Origin of the sequence: Rhizobium sp. ZW T2_16 (assembly GCF_044987325.1) — a bacterium.
Taxonomy (GTDB): domain Bacteria; phylum Pseudomonadota; class Alphaproteobacteria; order Rhizobiales; family Rhizobiaceae; genus Neorhizobium; species Neorhizobium cellulosilyticum.
Genome location: NZ_JBJDRG010000001.1, coordinates 764737 through 781668 on the forward strand (window position 1 = coordinate 764737; position 16932 = coordinate 781668).

19 protein-coding genes are annotated in these 16932 nt (G+C 59.7%); 3 read left to right on the forward strand and 16 right to left on the reverse strand.

What is annotated here, in order from left to right:
• Window positions 1-66: 66 nt before the first annotated feature.
• From ACI3K0_RS03740 to ACI3K0_RS03815, 16 genes are all read right to left on the reverse strand, one after another.
• Complete coding sequence (locus tag ACI3K0_RS03740) at window positions 67-738, reverse strand: TIGR02117 family protein (RefSeq protein WP_183821206.1); 672 nt, start codon at window positions 736-738, stop codon at window positions 67-69.
• A gap of 10 nt (window positions 739-748) precedes the next feature.
• The gene (locus ACI3K0_RS03745) at window positions 749-1192 is read right to left on the reverse strand and encodes a GNAT family N-acetyltransferase (RefSeq protein ID WP_183821205.1); all 444 of its coding nucleotides are present in this window, start codon (window positions 1190-1192) and stop codon (window positions 749-751) included.
• 11 nt (window positions 1193-1203) lie between these two features.
• Entirely contained in the window at window positions 1204-2913 is a 1710-nt protein-coding gene (gene ureC / locus ACI3K0_RS03750) for an urease subunit alpha (protein WP_183821204.1), read from the reverse strand.
• 71 nt (window positions 2914-2984) lie between these two features.
• A complete protein-coding gene (locus tag ACI3K0_RS03755) occupies window positions 2985-3401 on the reverse strand; it encodes a lysozyme inhibitor LprI family protein (protein ID WP_183821203.1) in 417 nt (138 codons plus the stop codon).
• Between the two features lie 4 nt (window positions 3402-3405).
• Complete coding sequence (locus tag ACI3K0_RS03760; RefSeq protein WP_183822299.1) at window positions 3406-3765, reverse strand: GFA family protein; 360 nt, start codon at window positions 3763-3765, stop codon at window positions 3406-3408.
• A 1-nt stretch (window position 3766) separates the two neighbouring features.
• Window positions 3767-4072 carry an urease subunit beta gene (locus ACI3K0_RS03765; RefSeq protein WP_183821202.1) on the reverse strand — a complete coding sequence of 102 codons (306 nt, stop codon included), beginning with the start codon at window positions 4070-4072 and terminating at the stop codon, window positions 3767-3769.
• Between the two features lie 11 nt (window positions 4073-4083).
• Window positions 4084-4347 (reverse strand): DUF1272 domain-containing protein, encoded by a 264-nt coding sequence (locus ACI3K0_RS03770; RefSeq protein ID WP_183821201.1) that lies wholly within the window; start codon window positions 4345-4347, stop codon window positions 4084-4086.
• A gap of 11 nt (window positions 4348-4358) precedes the next feature.
• Window positions 4359-4661 (reverse strand): urease subunit gamma, encoded by a 303-nt coding sequence (locus tag ACI3K0_RS03775; protein WP_112454072.1) that lies wholly within the window; start codon window positions 4659-4661, stop codon window positions 4359-4361.
• Between the two features lie 33 nt (window positions 4662-4694).
• The gene (locus tag ACI3K0_RS03780; RefSeq protein ID WP_404944926.1) at window positions 4695-5516 is read right to left on the reverse strand and encodes an urease accessory protein UreD; all 822 of its coding nucleotides are present in this window, start codon (window positions 5514-5516) and stop codon (window positions 4695-4697) included.
• The gene (locus tag ACI3K0_RS03785) at window positions 5453-6685 is read right to left on the reverse strand and encodes an alpha/beta hydrolase family esterase (RefSeq protein ID WP_404944927.1); all 1233 of its coding nucleotides are present in this window, start codon (window positions 6683-6685) and stop codon (window positions 5453-5455) included. The genes ACI3K0_RS03780 and ACI3K0_RS03785 overlap by 64 nt, the downstream gene beginning before the upstream one ends.
• 128 nt (window positions 6686-6813) lie before the next feature.
• Entirely contained in the window at window positions 6814-7509 is a 696-nt protein-coding gene (urtE, locus tag ACI3K0_RS03790) for an urea ABC transporter ATP-binding subunit UrtE (protein WP_148145804.1), read from the reverse strand.
• A 265-nt stretch (window positions 7510-7774) separates the two neighbouring features.
• On the reverse strand, window positions 7775-8536 hold the full coding sequence (gene urtD, locus ACI3K0_RS03795) for an urea ABC transporter ATP-binding protein UrtD (protein ID WP_206822923.1): 762 nt from the start codon (window positions 8534-8536) through the stop codon (window positions 7775-7777).
• Window positions 8537-8540: 4 nt separating this feature from the next.
• The gene (gene urtC, locus ACI3K0_RS03800; RefSeq protein WP_404944928.1) at window positions 8541-9716 is read right to left on the reverse strand and encodes an urea ABC transporter permease subunit UrtC; all 1176 of its coding nucleotides are present in this window, start codon (window positions 9714-9716) and stop codon (window positions 8541-8543) included.
• Window positions 9713-11317 (reverse strand): urea ABC transporter permease subunit UrtB, encoded by a 1605-nt coding sequence (urtB, locus tag ACI3K0_RS03805; protein WP_404944929.1) that lies wholly within the window; start codon window positions 11315-11317, stop codon window positions 9713-9715. Before urtB ends, urtC begins: the two co-directional genes overlap by 4 nt.
• 188 nt (window positions 11318-11505) lie before the next feature.
• Window positions 11506-12795, reverse strand: a complete 1290-nt coding sequence (urtA, locus tag ACI3K0_RS03810; protein WP_404944930.1) for an urea ABC transporter substrate-binding protein — start codon at window positions 12793-12795, stop codon at window positions 11506-11508.
• Window positions 12796-13003: 208 nt separating this feature from the next.
• Window positions 13004-14896: a phosphatase PAP2 family protein gene (locus ACI3K0_RS03815; protein WP_404944931.1), complete on the reverse strand. Its 1893-nt coding sequence runs from the start codon at window positions 14894-14896 to the stop codon at window positions 13004-13006.
• Window positions 14897-15150: 254 nt separating this feature from the next.
• Here ACI3K0_RS03815 and ACI3K0_RS03820 point away from each other — a divergent pair, with 254 nt between their 5' ends.
• The 3 genes from ACI3K0_RS03820 to ACI3K0_RS03830 all read left to right on the forward strand — a co-directional run bounded on the left by ACI3K0_RS03820 (window position 15151) and on the right by ACI3K0_RS03830 (window position 16866).
• Window positions 15151-15882 (forward strand): DUF1194 domain-containing protein, encoded by a 732-nt coding sequence (locus ACI3K0_RS03820; protein ID WP_404944932.1) that lies wholly within the window; start codon window positions 15151-15153, stop codon window positions 15880-15882.
• A gap of 75 nt (window positions 15883-15957) precedes the next feature.
• Window positions 15958-16518, forward strand: coding sequence for a TetR/AcrR family transcriptional regulator (locus ACI3K0_RS03825; protein WP_148145811.1), 561 nt, complete (start codon window positions 15958-15960; stop codon window positions 16516-16518).
• 3 nt (window positions 16519-16521) lie between these two features.
• Window positions 16522-16866, forward strand: coding sequence for an SMR family transporter (locus tag ACI3K0_RS03830; RefSeq protein ID WP_148145812.1), 345 nt, complete (start codon window positions 16522-16524; stop codon window positions 16864-16866).
• Window positions 16867-16932 lie beyond the last annotated feature (66 nt).

The window sequence follows — 16932 nt, forward strand, 5'->3', positions numbered from 1 at the left end:
ACCTGCTATTCACAGAAAGCAGGGCTTGGAGCGAGTGAACGAGATCGCCAAGGGTGAACTTTGTTTTCAGTTGAAGAGTCTCAGAGACAGACCCAGCGTCTGAGGCAACGGGTTCCACCAGCCTGTGCGAATGCCCGCGGAACGAAGCGCCTGGGCTGTCCAGGTATTGCAGCCGAGGAGCGCGTTGAATGAGCCATGAGCCTCGAAGAACTGGTCATAAACTCCGTAGCCTGCATCGGGAATGGCCACGATCTCACCGCGATCCCTTACAAAACTCGCTTTGATGAAGTTCGAGAGAGTTTGAAATTCTGCCGGTCGCATATTGAAGGAGCGTATAGCCGGATGCGTTTCATCCATGCTCCCTGCCACGTCCACATGCATTACCGAGCGATCAATGGTCAGCGCCCGAAACACCGGCATCGGCTTCAGGTCACTCCAGGTCGGCGTCTCAAGATAAAATGCGCGACCTCCCCAGCCCAACACCAACCACTGCGCGACCGGATCAGCAATCGGAATGCCGGACGCTTCGAGAAACGCGTAGTCGGCACGTGTTTCCTCGTCGAGAGGAATGACGATATCCGTGTGAATGGGATTGGAGAGCAACAGAATGCGCCGGGTTTCGGCAGAGGAACCTGATCGGTCCAGTGCAAACAGCGGTCGCGGCACGAATGTGCCCGCCGCCGCCGCGAACACAACAACGGCGACGACAGCTATCGATATTCGGAGGATAAATCTCATGCCGAACAACTCAAAGGGCCTTGCGGAAATACACCACCCGCTCCGTCTCGGCAAAACCCCAACTCTCATGCGCATGACGAGATGCGAGATTGTCAATCTCGGCATCCGAGCAGAGTTCGACAAAGCCTTCCGCCGCACAATCCGCCGAAATCCGCTCGATCAGCAAACGCCCGATCTTTTGCTGCCGATGCTCCGGCACAATCCAGATCCCCTCCAGAAACGGCACTGGAGATTGCGTGCTGCCATTGGCGTAACGCCGAATGGAGACTTCGGCAAAGCCGATCCCCTGCCCCTGTTCGTCAACTGCAAGATAGCCCCGCAAAACACCGTCCGACAGAGCGGCAGCAATCTCGGCTCGATGCTCTTCAACCGGTCCATCCGGCCATAATGCGTGTCGCAGCCTGGCCCACTCGGCAATGTCGGCCGCAGCGCATCCCCGGATGGAGAGGCTCATTCCATCTCCCTTCAGAACAGGAAATACCGCTGCGCCATCGGCAGCACCGTTGCCGGTTTGCAGGTGAGCAACTCGCCGTCGGCGCGAACCTCATAAGTTTCCGGATCGACTTCCACATGCGGCGTTGCCGAATTGTGGATCATCGACGCCTTGCCGATGCCGCCGCGCACGTTCTTCACCGCAACCAGCTTCTTGGCGACGCCAAGCCGCTGCGCCAGACCGCCATCGAGCGAGGCCTGCGAAACGAAGGTGACCGATGAATTGGTCCTGAGCTTGCCATAGGCCGCAAACATCGGCCGGTAATGCATCGGCTGCGGCGTCGGGATCGAAGCATTCGGATCGCCCATCGGCGCAGCGGCAATCGAACCGCCGAGCAGCACCATTTCCGGCTTCGCGCCGAAGAAGGCCGGGCTCCACAGCACGAGGTCGGCGCGTTTTCCCACTTCGACCGAACCGATCTCGTGGGACACACCATGCGCGATCGCCGGGTTGATCGTGTATTTGGCAATGTAGCGCTTGACGCGGAAATTGTCGTTGTCGCCGGTCTCGTCCTTCAAAGGACCCCGCTGGCGCTTCATCTTGTCGGCTGTCTGCCAGGTGCGGATCGCGACTTCCCCGACGCGGCCCATGGCCTGGCTGTCGGAAGAGATGATCGAGAAGGCGCCGATATCGTGCAGAATGTCTTCCGCCGCGATCGTCTCCTTGCGGATACGGCTTTCGGCAAATGCAATGTCTTCCGGGATCGATGGCGACAGGTGATGGCAAACCATCAGCATGTCGAGATGCTCGGCCAGCGTGTTGACCGTATAGGGCCGCGTGGGGTTGGTCGAAGACGGAATGACGTTCGGATTGCCGCAGACCTTGATGATATCGGGCGCATGCCCGCCGCCCGCCCCTTCCGTATGGAAGGCATGGATCGTGCGACCCTTGATGGCGGCGACCGTGTCTTCGACAAAACCGCTTTCGTTCAGTGTATCGGTATGGATCATCACCTGCACGTCGAACGCGTCGGCTACCGTCAGGCAGTTGTCGATAGCAGCCGGTGTCGTGCCCCAGTCCTCATGCAGTTTCAGCGACGAAGCACCCGCGAGGATCATTTCTTCGAGCGGTGCCGGAAGCGAGGCATTACCCTTGCCGGCAAGTGCGAGGTTCATCGGGAAGGCGTCAAAACTTTCGATCATCCGCTCGATATGCCACGCACCTGTACAGGTCGTTGCCAGCGTTCCATGCGCCGGGCCGGAACCGCCACCAAGCATGGTGGTGACACCGCTCATCAGCGCCTCTTCGATCTGCTGCGGGCAGATATAGTGGATATGTGCATCCATGCCACCGGCCGTCAGGATCTTGCCTTCGCCGGCGATCGCTTCCGTCGACGGGCCGACGATGATCGTCACGCCCGGCTGCGTATCCGGATTACCAGCTTTGCCGATCGCGTGGATACGGCCGTTCTTCAAGCCCACATCGGCCTTATAGATGCCGCTATGATCGACGATCAGCGCATTGGTGATGACGGTATCGACCGCCCCTTCGGCGCGTGTCGCCTGGCTCTGCCCCATGCCGTCGCGAATGACCTTGCCGCCGCCGAATTTCACCTCTTCGCCATAGGTGGTGAAATCGCGCTCCACCTCGATGAACAATTCGGTATCGGCAAGCCGCACCTTGTCGCCGGTGGTCGGACCGAACATCGAGGCATAAGCGGCGCGGGACATCTTGTAGGACATGAATTACCTCAATCCTTCGGGCAATATGAGTTCGGACATTTCACCTGGATGGCGACGAGCCATTCCAAAAATTACAGCATGTTATCGACAAGCGCCTTAAGCTCGGCCGTACGCTTGCGCGTCAGATCGGCCTCGCAACTGGAGACAAGCATCGGCTCCATCGAGCCGCCGCGCGCCTGAAACCCGACGGAAGCACATTGGGCGTCGCGATAGGAGAGCCAGGCGCGCTGCGCCTTGATCAAAGCCTCTTCACCGCCCTTCAGCTCAGTGGAGACCCCGGTATCCCGCTCCTTCAGCGCCTTGCGTGTCACCTGATACTGCGCGTTCAACGCCGTATCCGCATCGGCAAGATCAAGGCCGGCGCAGATCGTCATATCCGCCTGCGTTTGCGGCTCCTTGCAATCCGGTCGCGGCTGTTGCGCGGATGTCGGTGCATCGAGAAGAAGCACGCATCCACACAGCAACGGCAAGAGGGCGAGTTTCAGCATCGGCTCAGGCCGCAGCCCCGTCGTAGTGATGCGACGTCAAAGCCCGTGGATTGACGCTTTCCAGGCAGTTGACGTTGATCGCCACCATGGGCGAACCATCCTTCGGCGAGTCCCCATAGGCAAAACTCTCGATGCCGCAGGTCTTGCAGAACAGATGCTGCAGCTTCTTCGTGTTGAACCTGTATTCGGTAAGGTTCCCCTCGCCCGACGTCAGCGAAAATGCACCACGTGGCGCGAAGGCGAGAACAATGCCCAGTCGCTGGCAGCGCGAGCAGTTACAGGTGACCGTCTGGTCGAGATCCGCCTCGACTTCGTAGGAGACCGCGCCGCACTGGCAGCTGCCGAGATAATGTTTGGTCGCCATGTCAGAGTCCTCCCATAATCTTCTGCTGGAAACCATAGACCCGTCGCGCACCCGAAAGCGGGATCAGCGTGACGGATCGGGTCTGGCCCGGCTCGAAGCGCACAGCGGTTCCAGCAGGTATATCGAGCCGCATGCCGTGCGCCTTGTCGCGATCGAAGGATAGACCATTATTGGTCTCGAAGAAATGATAGTGGCTGCCGACCTGCACCGGGCGGTCACCGGTATTGGAAACTTCGATGGATATCGTCGGCGCGCCGGCATTGAGCTCGATTTCGCCTTTTGCGGCAATGACTTCACCAGGAATCATGAATCAGCTCCTCAGGCTGTTAAAGCGGTTTGGGGGATACAACCCTCCGCCTTCAAGACACGCACCGTCGATGCGGGGTTACGAACCAGTGCCGCCGCCGGACGGATCGGGCGCCTCACCAGTTCTCCCGAGCAGTTCGGGCAGATCCCACCAAGCACATCCGCCGCGCAATCCGCACAGAATGTGCACTCAAACGTGCAGATCATCGCCTCGCGGCTGTCGGGATTAAGATCCTTGTCGCAGCATTCGCAGTTGGGGCGTAGTTCCAGTGCCATGGCTAGGCTCCTCAGCGGATCGGTTCGTGCACGGTCACCAGCTTGGTGCCGTCCGGAAAGGTCGCCTCCACCTGCACGTCATGGATCATTTCCGGAATGCCTTCCATCACCTGATCGCGGGAGATGACATGCGCGCCGGCCTCCATCAGGTCCGCAACCGAACGGCCGTCACGGGCACCCTCGACGACATAGTCCGTGATCAGCGCGATCGCTTCGGGATAGTTGAGCTTGACGCCGCGCTCCAGGCGGCGACGGGCAACCATTGCCGCCATGGAAATCAGCAGCTTGTCTTTTTCGCGTGGGGTCAGGTTCATGGAAATCCCGCAATCGACTTCGGATAGGGCAAATCAGATATGCCAGACTTTCGGCACTGGCGCGCCGTTACGCAATACGGAAATTGCCGGTACCAGGATTTTTCTCAAATCGAAGCCCGTGGGTGCGGCGATCCGCGCGATCAGCTTGCCGTTCCAGTAACTCGCACCACCGGCATTGCCGATGCACTCCCTCAACTTGGGCAGCATGGATTCGCTCAAAGGCCCCGTATGGAAAAGTGTGGCGAAGGCGACCTGGCCGGAAAGCACGGCCGCGGCCTGCGCCATTTGCGCAATCTCGCCCTCGAAGCGCATCTCCTCGGCGTGGATCAACTGAGCATTGCGGCGCACCCGCCAGCGATCGCGGAAAAATCCGTTGGCGACCGCCTCGCCCATCGCGCGGCGCCCCAGAAGCACGGCTTCGACGGCGAGAAATTCAGCGCTTTCGGCAAGATCGACATCAAGGCGGCGACTGAGTGATGCCCGGTCGAACAGGATGGTCTCCTGCGGAAGCCAATGAACGGAAGCATTGTCGCCGACGGTGATATGGGTGGAAACCGAGGCGGTGCCGGAGGACGCCTTGTAGATCTTCTCGTTCGCCTGGGTGGCGACCGAAAGCCTGGTGGAAGCCGCAGCGGCGACGGACCAATCGATCACGTCGCCGCCCGTCAGCCCCCCTGACGTATTGATGAGAATCGCCTCCATTTCAGGCGAAAAGGTTTCCGGAAGGCGAATTTTTGCGCAGCCTTCCTGGAAGAACTCGTCGAGCCGTGTACGCCCGTCAAAAGCCTTGGTTACAAGGCGCCCTGAACCCCTTGCCCGCTGCGGCGCATAGTGTTCGACTGAGGATTGCTGCACGATGTACCTTCAAGTTCCGCCTGTGTTGCGCAGTCAGAAGCAATGGCCATGCCAGACTTCGCAGACGCAGCCGGCTTGGCGGGAGTGACAGTCGCAACCACATCCGTCGCGTCGGCCTTGCCGAAGAAGTCCCACATCCGGAAAGCCGGATCAACATTGGCGTCGAAGGCTGGCTGTTTGGCCGGTACCACGGCTGAAACCTTAGTCACGCTCGCAGCACCATCCTTGGCGGCAGCCATGACGGCTTCCTTGGCAGCAAGCGGCTTCGGCCAGTCATGCGTGCCCTTTTCGAAGACGTAAGTTGCAATCCGCGCGCCGTTCTTGCAGGTCCCGTACATCGTATAGGTCACGCCATCGACGGTTTTAGGGTCGCCATTGCCCTTGCAGCCGTCGAGATCATTCCAGCGCTGGATCGCCGTGTTGAAACCATATTGCCAATAGGCGGAACCGCCACCCGCATAGGGGTTCTGTGCATCCTTTTCGCCGGCGAAGGCGACGATGGAGATAGGCTTGGCCGGATTGCAATTGGCCTTGTCCGGCCCCCATTTGCCATCAACCTCGACCGGGCGGCCGGCACGCAGCGAATTGACGAAACCGGCACCGGCAAAATCATCCTGTCCCGAGCAGACATAAGCCGACAGCATTCGCCCGCCGCCGGAATAACCGGAAGCAAAGATGCGGTTCGGGTCGACGCAGAAATCCTCCTTCACCTCATCGACGGCATCGTCGATAAAGGCGATCTCGTCGAGACCGCCCTGCGCGCCGGTCGGAATGATGGCCTTGCTCACCTGCACGAAAGGCACGTTCCAGGCGTAGGTGCCCGGCGTCTTGCCCGGCAGGCTGCCCTGCAGCGCCACGGCAATGAAACCGTTCTTCTCGGCAACCTTGTCCCAGGACGATCGGTTCAGCTGCCCATCCGGATTGCTGTTGCTGCCGTGAAAATCGAACACGACGGCAACCTTGTCGCGGCCGGTATAGGAAGACGGAACATAATAGACGGCCTGACGGTCAACACCGTCGCTCTCGATCGTCATCTGGTGGCGCCCCGGCGCCATGGACTGGCCACAGCCGGCAAAAGCAGAGCCGGCGGCCAGGAAAAACGCTCCAGTCGCGGTCAGGCGAACAAGAGCGGAGCGGGAACGGTGACCAGGAATGCATGCAAAGACCATCAGCGCCTCATCATGGGGTGCGGGTTGTCAACGATGTTCGGAGATGTCGTTCATCTGCGGTTCATCTAGCACACCTGTTGAAGCATTCATATGCCCTGCATCAATAGAAGCAATGCAAACATTCACCATTAAACTGTTAGATGCCGCCTTGCTTCTGCCGTATCCAAGGTTTCGGCAGGGCCTTCATGCACGATCTCGCCGCGATCCATGATGTAGACTTGGTCGGCAAGCTCGCGGCAGAAGTCCAGATACTGCTCGACCAGCAGGATCGCCATGCCGGTTGAATCGCGCAAATAGCGGATCGCACGGCCGATATCCTTTATGATAGAGGGCTGGATACCCTCGGTGGGCTCGTCGAGAACGAGGATTTTCGGTCGCGTGACCATGGCCCGGCCGATCGCCAGCTGCTGCTGCTGTCCGCCTGACAGGTCGCCGCCTCGGCGGCCAAGCATGGTTTTGAGCACCGGAAACAGCGAGAAGATCTCGTCGGGAATATATCGATCCTTGCGCGCCAGCGGCGCATAACCGCTCTGCAGGTTTTCCTGAACGGTCAGAAGCGGAAATATCTCGCGCCCTTGCGGTACATAACCGATACCGTGTTTGGCCCGGGAATAAGGCGCAAGCCCGTTCAGCACTTCCCCCTGAAAGCTGATCGTGCCGCCGGAGACCGGATGCTGGCCGGTGACGGCGCGCAAGAGCGAGGATTTGCCGACGCCGTTACGGCCGAGCACGCAGGTGATCTTGCCCATTTCGGCATTGACGGAGACCCCGCGAAGGGCTTGCGCTGCGCCGTAGTGGAGATTGACGTTGTTGACTGTCAGCATGGGGAGCCTCCCTGTTTGCTCAGGAGGATGGCATTACCCCCCTCTGCCCTGCCGGGCATCTCCCCCACAAGGAGGGAGATCGGAGGAAGGCGACCACTCGCCCCCCTTTGAAGGTCGAGTGGAGGCGAGACATCATCCCGCGATGAAATCCAAACCGGAAGAGATGCGTGCTTGAGGCAGAAGGATCGCTCCCAGCCGATCTCCCCCCTTGTGGGGGAGATGGCCGGCAGGCCAGAGGGGGGTATCAAGACCATTGCGCTCTCCATCACCGCCCCAGATAATTCTCGATCACCTTCGGATCGCTGGAGACGAAATCGATCGAACCTTCCGCCAGAACCGAACCTTCCGCCAGACACGTCACCTTCACCCCGAGATCGCGGATGAAGCCCATGTCGTGCTCGACCACGACGACCGAGCGGGTCTTGGCGATCTCGCGCAACAGGATTGCCGTCTCGGCTGTTTCTGCATCCGTCATGCCGGCCACCGGCTCGTCGACGAGAAGCAGCTTCGGCTCCTGGGCCAGCAGCATGCCGATCTCCAGCCACTGTTTCTGACCGTGGGAAAGATTGGCAGCATATTCGTGGGCGCGATGGGTCAGGCGGATCGTCGAGAGGATTTCCTCGATCCGCGCCTTGTCGTCGGCGCTCAGCGTGTAGAACAGCGTGGCAAACACGCCGCGGGAGCGGTTGAGCGCCAGCTCCAGATTGTCCCAGACCGTATGGCTTTCGAACACCGTCGGCTTCTGAAACTTGCGGCCGATGCCGAGCTGGGCGATATCGGCTTCGTCCTTTTTCGTCAGGTCGATCGTATCCTCGAAGATCACCTTACCCGTATCCGGTCGGGTCTTGCCGGTGATGATATCCATCATCGTCGTTTTGCCCGCGCCGTTTGGGCCGATGATGGCGCGAAGCTCGCCCGGCTCAACCACCAGCGACAGCGAATTGATCGCCTTGAACCCGTCGAAGGAGACGGAAACGTCTTCGAGATAAAGCAGGCTTTTGCTTCTGGTTTCGGCAATCGTGTTCATCGTTTCACTCCGCTGCCTGAGCCTGTTGCGTGACCGGCGCAGCGCCGGCATTCCTGCCCTTTTCCGCATCTGCCGCAGCCTTCATCGCCTTGCGGGCGTTCCAGCCATGCTGGATAGTGCCGACAATGCCTTTAGGCAGGAACAGCGTGACGGCGATGAACAGCCCACCAAGAGCAAACAGCCAGAATTCAGGGAATGCGCCGGTAAAATAGCTCTTGCCCGCATTGACGAGGATCGCGCCAATGATCGGGCCGATCAGGGTGCCGCGTCCGCCGACGGCGGTCCAAACGACGACTTCGATCGAGTTGGCAGGCGCAAATTCCCCCGGATTGATGATGCCGACCTGCGGCACGAACAGCGCACCGGCAATGCCGGCGAACATGGCCGAGACGACGAAGGTGAACAGCTTGATGTTCTCGACGCGGAAACCGAGAAAGCGCACCCGGCTTTCCGCATCGCGCACACCCACCAGAACCTTGCCGAATTTCGACCGTGTTATGGCCGAGGCGACGATCAGGCAGAGCGCCAGCATGATCGCCGACATGGCGAAGAGCACGGCCCGCGTACCGCCCGCCTGCACCTGGAAGCCAAGGATATCCTTGAAGTCGGTCAGGCCGTTATTACCGCCGAAACCCATGTCGTTGCGGAAGAAGGCGAGCATCAGCGCATAGGTCATCGCCTGGGTGATGATCGACAGATAGACACCGTTGACCCTTGAGCGAAACGCGAACCAGCCGAAGACGAAGGCGAGCAGGCCCGGCACGATCAGCACCATGGCCATCGCAAACGGGAACATGTCGAACCCGTACCAGAACCACGGCAGTTCCTTCCAGTTGAGGAAGACCATGAAATCCGGTAGGTCGGGATTGCCGTAGACGCCGCGCGAACCGATCTGGCGCATCAGATACATGCCCATCGCATAACCGCCGAGCGCGAAAAAGGCACCGTGGCCGAGCGAGAGAATGCCGCAATAACCCCAGACGAGATCGAGTGCCAAGGCGAGCAGCGCATAGCAGAGATACTTGCCCATCAGCGCCATGGCATAGGTCGGGATATGCAGCGCGCTGTCCGGCGGGGTCAGCAGGTTGAGCGCCGGCACGATGATGGCGACGGCGAGAAGAATACCGACAGCGACGACGATCCTGCCTTCGAGTGCACGAAGAATGAAGCCGGAAATCATGCTTCCACCGCCCTTCCCTTGAGCGCGAACAGGCCGCGCGGACGTTTCTGGATGAAGAGGATGATGAGGACCAGCACGAGGATCTTTCCGAGCACTGCCCCGACGGAGGGCTCGAGGAACTTGTTGAGGATGCCAAGCGACAAGGCACCCACCAGCGTGCCCCAGAGATTGCCGACCCCGCCAAAGACCACGACCATGAAACTGTCGATGATGTAGCTCTGGCCGAGGTTCGGCGAGACGTTGTCGATCTGGGAAAGCGCCACGCCGGCAATCCCCGCGATACCCGAACCAAGAGCGAAGGTCAGCGCGTCGACCCAAGGCGTGCGAATACCCATCGAGGATGCCATGCGGCGGTTCTGGGTGACGGCGCGCATGTTGAGGCCGTAGGCCGTCTTTTTCATCACGAAGAGCAGCGCGAAAAAGATCGTCAGCGAAAAGACGATGATCCACATGCGGTTATAAGTGATTGTCATGCCGCCGAGCGGAAAGGAACCGGACATCCACGACGGATTACCGACTTCCTGATTGGTCGGACCGAAGATCGTGCGGATCGCCTGCTGCAGGATCAGCGACACGCCCCAGGTGGCGAGCAGCGTTTCGAGCGGCCGACCATAGAGAAAGCGGATGACACCGCGCTCGATGACGAAACCGACGGCGCCGGTGACGAGGAAGGCGACGGGCAGCGCGATTGCCAGCGACCAGTCGAACAGGCTGGGCGCGTTCTCACGGATCACTTCCTGCACCATGAAAGTGGAATAGGCGCCGAGCATGACCATTTCGCCATGCGCCATGTTGATAATGCCCATCACGCCGAAGGTGATGGCAAGGCCGATCGCGGCCAGCAGCAGAACCGAGCCGAGCGACATTCCGTACCAGACATTCTGGGCGAGGTTCCAGAGTTGCTGTGCGTTCTGGATCGAGGCGATCGCCTTGTCGAGATCCGGCTTCAGGCTGGGATCGATGGATGAAGAAACGGAATTCAGCACACCGAGGCCGCTCGCACCGAGGCCGGAAATAGTTTCGATTGCCGCGCGCTTTTCATCGATCGAGCGATCGGAGGAAAGAAGCGACACCGCACGCGCTTCTTCCATGCGGGCCTTCACTTCCGTGTCGGTTTCCTTGGCAAGTGCGGCCTCGACGAGTTCGAGAGCTTCGGCACTTGGGGAGCGCAGGATCGCATCGGCGGCGGAAAGGCGCGCACCACGATCCGGGCTCATTAGCGTCAGGCCGCCGAGAGCCGCGCGGATAGCGCGGCGCAGATTGTTGTTGACCTTGATCTTGGTGACCGCACCTTTTGCCACCTGGCCGGCGCTCTCACCGGTAACCGGGTCGATCAGCTCAAGCTGAGAACCGGCAGATTTGGCGGAAAAGACTGCCTTATCGGACTTGCGGAAATAAAGGTCACCCTCGGAAAAGGCGTTCAGCGCCGGCACCACGCGCGGATCCCCGGTCGCAGCGATCTCCCCGACAAGCGTTTCCGCCTGGTTGAAATTGGCGTCCGCCAGCTGGTCAAACAGCGGTTTGGGGTCGCTGCCTTTCGCGAAGGATGTCGCCGCGGATGCAAGGACCAGAAAGATCAGTGTGATGAAACGGATAAGCATGTGTCTGTCCCCCGGATGGCGTGGCGGGGGCGTCTTCCCCCTCTGGCCTGCCGGCCATCTCCCCCACAAGGGGGGAGAAAACTCGCGGCATCCGCCTCGGCTCAGGTGAACTACGACGGGGCGGCTAGGTTAAGCCCTCCCCCTTGTGGGGAGGGTTGGGAGGGGTCTTTGCCCCGAGCGGTGAGAGATCAGCTACCCTTGCCGCCGCATTTACCGGTGGCGACGTTGAAGTTGCCGCAGGACATCGGCTTGCGCCAATCGGAGATCAGGTCCTTGGAGTCCGGCAGGTAATCAGACCACTCGTCGCCAACGACGGCAGGCGTTTCCTGCACGATGTCGAACTGACCGTCGGCCTGGATTTCACCGATCAGCACCGGCTTGGTGATGTGGTGGTTCGGCATGACGGTGGAGGTGCCGCCCGAGAGGTTCGGGACGGCGACGCCGATGATCGAGTCGAGAACTGCGTCGGTGTCGGTCGTGCCGGCAGCCTCGACGGCCTTTACCCAGGCGTTGAAGCCGATATAAGCGGCTTCCATCGGGTCGTTGGTTACGCGCTTGTCGTTCTTGGTATAGGCATGCCAGGTCTTGATGAACTCGGCATTGACCGGCGCATCGACGGACTGGAAGTAGTTCCAGGCAGCGAGATGACCGACCAGCGGTGTGGTGTCGAGACCGGCAAGCTCTTCTTCGCCGACGGAGAAGGCGACGACCGGGATGTCTTCAGCCTTGATGCCCTGGTTGCCGAGTTCCTTGTAGAACGGCACGTTGGCGTCACCGTTGATGGTCGAGACGACGGCAGTCTTCTTGCCGGCCGAGCCGAATTTCTTGATGTCGGAGACGATCGTCTGCCAGTCGGAATGACCGAACGGCGTGTAGTTGACCATGATGTCCTCTTCCTTGACGCCCTTGGACATCAGGTAGGCCTTCAGGATCTTGTTGGTCGTCTGCGGGTAGACGTAGTCGGTACCGGCGAGAACCCAGCGCTCGACACCTTCGGTCGAAGCGAGATAGTCGACGGCCGGAATGGCCTGCTGGTTCGGAGCGGCACCGGTATAGAAGATGTTGCGCGAGGATTCTTCACCCTCGTACTGGACGGGATAAAACAGGATCGAGTTCAGCTCCTCGAAGACCGGCAGCACCGACTTGCGCGAAGACGAGGTCCAGCAACCGAAGACGGCGGCGACCTTGTCCTGGGAGATCAGCTGACGGGCTTTTTCGGCAAACAGCGGCCAGTCGGAGGCCGGATCGACGACAACGGCTTCGAGCTTCCTTCCAAGCACGCCGCCCTTCTTGTTCTGCTCTTCGACGAGCATCAGCATGGCGTCTTTCAACGTCGTTTCGGAAATCGCCATCGTGCCGGAGAGCGAATGAAGAACGCCGATCTTGATCGTATCGTCGGCTGCAAATGCGCCGTGGAAGGCCGTGGTGGAAAGTGCGGCAGCCAGCAGCGCTCCGCCCAGTTTCGCCTTGAAGCTCATAGGATCAAACCCCCTCTTTTTTGGTTTGTTGGCACAACGGTGACGTTGACCGTTGCCTGAGGGGACTATCGGGTGCGACAGCCCAAAACCACATACGCAAAATGACGTATGCAGAGGGGGAAAGTGGTAGCAGGTTGCGGCGGGACGTCGATCGCCGCAATCCTTGCGGTCGCGGCGATCGGATCAGTCCGTTCGGTTTACCGGAGCATTACTTGCCAACGGTCAGGATCACACCGTCCGGCGTGTATTCGACATTACCTTCGACGCCATTGATCTCAACCTTCGAGAAGGCTCCGGAAAGCGAGCCTGCCTTGATCAGTTGAATGCTTTCGCCAGCCTTCGGCAGGTTATCCTCGGTCATCCGCAGCACAAGCGAACCGCCAAGTTGTGCCGCCCCCTTGATTGCCACGACAGGCTTGCCGCCTTCGACGACCAGCGTCAGCTGGCCCGCATCGGCCTGCCTGAAAGTTCCGCCCAGAAGAACCGGCTGTTGTGCGGCCATGACAACTTCACCGCCGGCGATCTCGAGATTGCCGGTGCCGAACGCCGACTGCGAAGAGGCAACCAGCAGGCCGGCTTCGACCATGGTGCCGCCACCATAAGTGTTGGTGCCGGAGAGGCCCAAGGTGCCATCACCGCGTTTCGTCAGGCCACCCTTGCCGGAAATGTCGTTTTTCCAGGTATCGATCTTGTTGAAGCCACCCTTCCCGGCTGTCATCGTCACCGTGGTCATCGCATCGAATGCGCCATAACCATCGGCGGCAGCAAAAAGGTTGAGGCGGCCATAGCCTTCTTCGTCATCGAGAACGGCAAAGCCGGAACGGATCTCGGTGGTGCGTAACACGTCACGGCGCTGATCGGCGTCGAGATAAGGCAAGCGCGTTTCGAGCAGCACCTCCGCCCCCTCTGGCACGCGGGCCGGCTGGTCGATCGGATGGATTGCTGGCAGGCCGTAGGTCGTCGTCTTTTCGATCAGGGCGGCATTGACGGCGCGATCCGCGAAGCGATCACTGGATACCGGCTGTGACTGGGCGAACCGTGCCAATTCGCTTGCGCTTTCCACACCGACCTTTGCGCTCAGCCAGGTTTGTGCCTGATCATAAGCCTGCTTTTTCAGATCCGCATTCTGCGACCTGTTGAGATTGTAGGTGACCTGCGCCGTTGCCAGCACCCGGCCGCCGATCACATCGAAGGGCGAATGCATGCCGGCGATGATACGATTGTCGCCCATCACAGCGGCCCGCGTAAGCATTTCCTGGTAACGCTGCGGCACGAGATAGGCCATCGCAATCGCGTCGCGCCAGGCTTCTGCCGTATGGCCGCTCGGGAAACCGCCATCTTCGGCAGGCTTTTGGCTTTTGGCCGGCTCCAGCGTCGGCAGCACCACGACATCGTTGCTCCAGCGATAGGGGCGAGCATATTTGAAATAACGTTTAGCGGGCTCCGTCGAAGCTTCTTCGCTTGCCATGTTGATGAAATCGACAGCCAGGCCGAGATCGGGATTGGCCGCAGTCTTGGCCTTCTCGTCAGGCTTGCTTCCCAGGCCGCGATTGTTGCCATCGTCATCATGCTTGACCGTGGTCGCGTCTGCGGCGACATCGGTAATCGTCGTCGTCTGCCTGGCGCCCTCTCTCCAGGCTTCGGCCAGGGGACCGAGGCCATCGACAATGCTGGCGTTCTTGCCGCGGCGATCATCGAGATACGCGGCAAATGCTTGTTCGGCGGTGCGGCCGCGCGTGATTTTCACCACATAATCGATATTGGCCCTGTGCATCGCCTGATTGACAATCGTACCGTCGGTGGCGCTGTACGGAATGCCATCCCAGTCAGACTTGCTGATTGCAGGGCAATCACCCTTCGCAGGCGCTTCCACCCCTGCATCGACAAAAGCCGAACGCGGTGTCCAGACTTCAAGAAAACCGGATAGAACATGGACAGCGGCATTCGTGTCCTTGGTCGCAAAACAGGCATCGCCGCGCTTGTTGCTGGCGCCTGTATCCACATAGGGTGCCGCTCGTGTTTCCGCCAAAACTATGGATGGCGAAAGGAGCAGCACGGTGAGAAGCGCCGTTGCACCGCGAAACCTGATCGAAACAGACACTGTAAAACCTCTAAAAACATGAAAGGATATCAGCTAACTAGCGCGACTTTGTGACATGTATGTTGCGGCAACACGGCTTTCACCGGCTCAATTCCATCGCCATATCAAGATAGGTGTATCACCGGATGCAAGTTCGGCGGGGTGTTTGGTAGAGATCTGCCGACCACCGTATTCCGCCGCTCCGCATTTCTTCATGTCCAGAATTTAAAGATGTGCTAAAATACTCCAATCGAGCGGGGTTGGAGGGCAACGAAATGTCTCGATGGGGGAAAGCGGCGTCGCTGACGCTGCTGCTTTCGGCATGCGGTAGCGTCGCATCGGCTCAGCCAATATGCGCCGATGTCGCACTGGTACTGGCGATCGACGGATCGGGCAGCGTTACCGACAGCGAATATCGGTTTCAGAAATCGGCGATAGCGGCAGCCCTCAGGGATGATGGCGTCGTGTCGGCCTTGAAAGATGCCGGTACGGTGATGCTTTCCGCGGTGTTCTGGGGTGACGGCGAGTTTCCGACCGAAGATCTCGGCTGGTTCGTGGTCTATGACGGAGTGGGAGCAGAAGGTTTTGCCCAGGGACTGGAGCGAAACGAACGGCACGTCTTTGGCGCCACCAATATCGGCAGCGGCCTCTGGTCCGCCCTCGACAAGTTGTCCGAGCCCGGCGTCTGTGCGCGGCGCTTGATCATCAATCTGTCCGGCGACGGCCGCGAGACGATGCTGCCGAAACAGCGCGTCAGGGCGACGCTCTATCAGGCCCGCCTACGGACGATTAGGATGGGCGTGACGATCAACGCTCTTGCGATCGCCGATGATGATGACGGTCTTGCCGCATATTATGCGCAGGATGTCATACGCGGCACCGGCGGCTTCACAATGACAATCAGAAGTCAGGACGATTACGCGGCTGCTATCCGTCAGAAGCTGAAACGCGAACTGTCGCCGAGATTTGTTGCAAGTGTTGCCCACCCCTCTTCTGCGCCCCATTGAATCGATGAGTGACGACGAAAACATGTGATCGTTCGACGACTTGCAAAACAAACCGACCATCTGGTATGTTTAGCTATGACTGAAGCTCACGAACGCAAGAAACAGCCGGAAATCGTGCGTCGCGCACTCTTGGATTGCGCCGCCCAGATCTCGCAGGAACAGGGTCTGCCTGCAGTAACACTGCAGGCAGTTGCGGATGCTGCGCATGTGACGAAGGGCGGATTGCTGCACCATTTCCCCAACAAGCAGGCGCTCGTTCAGGCCGTTTTTCACGATCTTCTGGAGCAACTGGACGCCCAGATCGATGCGCTTCTGGAAGACGACCGGGACGCCTATGGCCGTTTCACGCGCGCTTACATCCGGGCCTTTGCCAATGCCGAGAGCCAGGGCGCGAGCAACTGGAACGCGCTTCCCCTCTCTTCGCTGACGGATCCCGAGATGAAGGCGATGTGGTCCGACTGGTACGCGTCCCGGCTTGCACGACACGCAGAAACGGATGCCGGACCTGAACTGGGCATTGCCCGTTATGCCGCCGATGGCCTCTGGCTTGCCGGCCTTCTGGAATATTCGGGCGTCGAGGCGACAGGCCAGGACGCCCTGATCGAACAACTCATATCAATGACACGAAAGACATAAGACGTGAATCCCGCCCTTATCACCTACGGCTCTCTACTCTCCGCCATCGCACTGGAAGTCGTCGGCACAACACTTCTGCAGCAGAGCCAGCAGTTCACCCGCATCCTGCCGACACTCGGCATGGCTCTGTGTTACGGCGCGGCCTTCTATCTGTTGTCGATCACGCTGCGCGTGCTGCCGGTCGGCATCGCCTATGCGATCTGGAGCGGTCTCGGCATCGTGCTGATCTCGGCAGTCGGCCTGATCGTCTTTCGCCAGAGCCTCGACATGGCAGCAATGATCGGTCTCGGCTTCATCATCGCCGGCGTTGTCATCGTCAACGTCTTTTCGAAGACGGTTGCGCACTGAGCAATGCCAGTAAAAGTGGGCACCGGTTTTGCGTCCGGAACTGCGTGGAAATAAAGAATAGAGCGA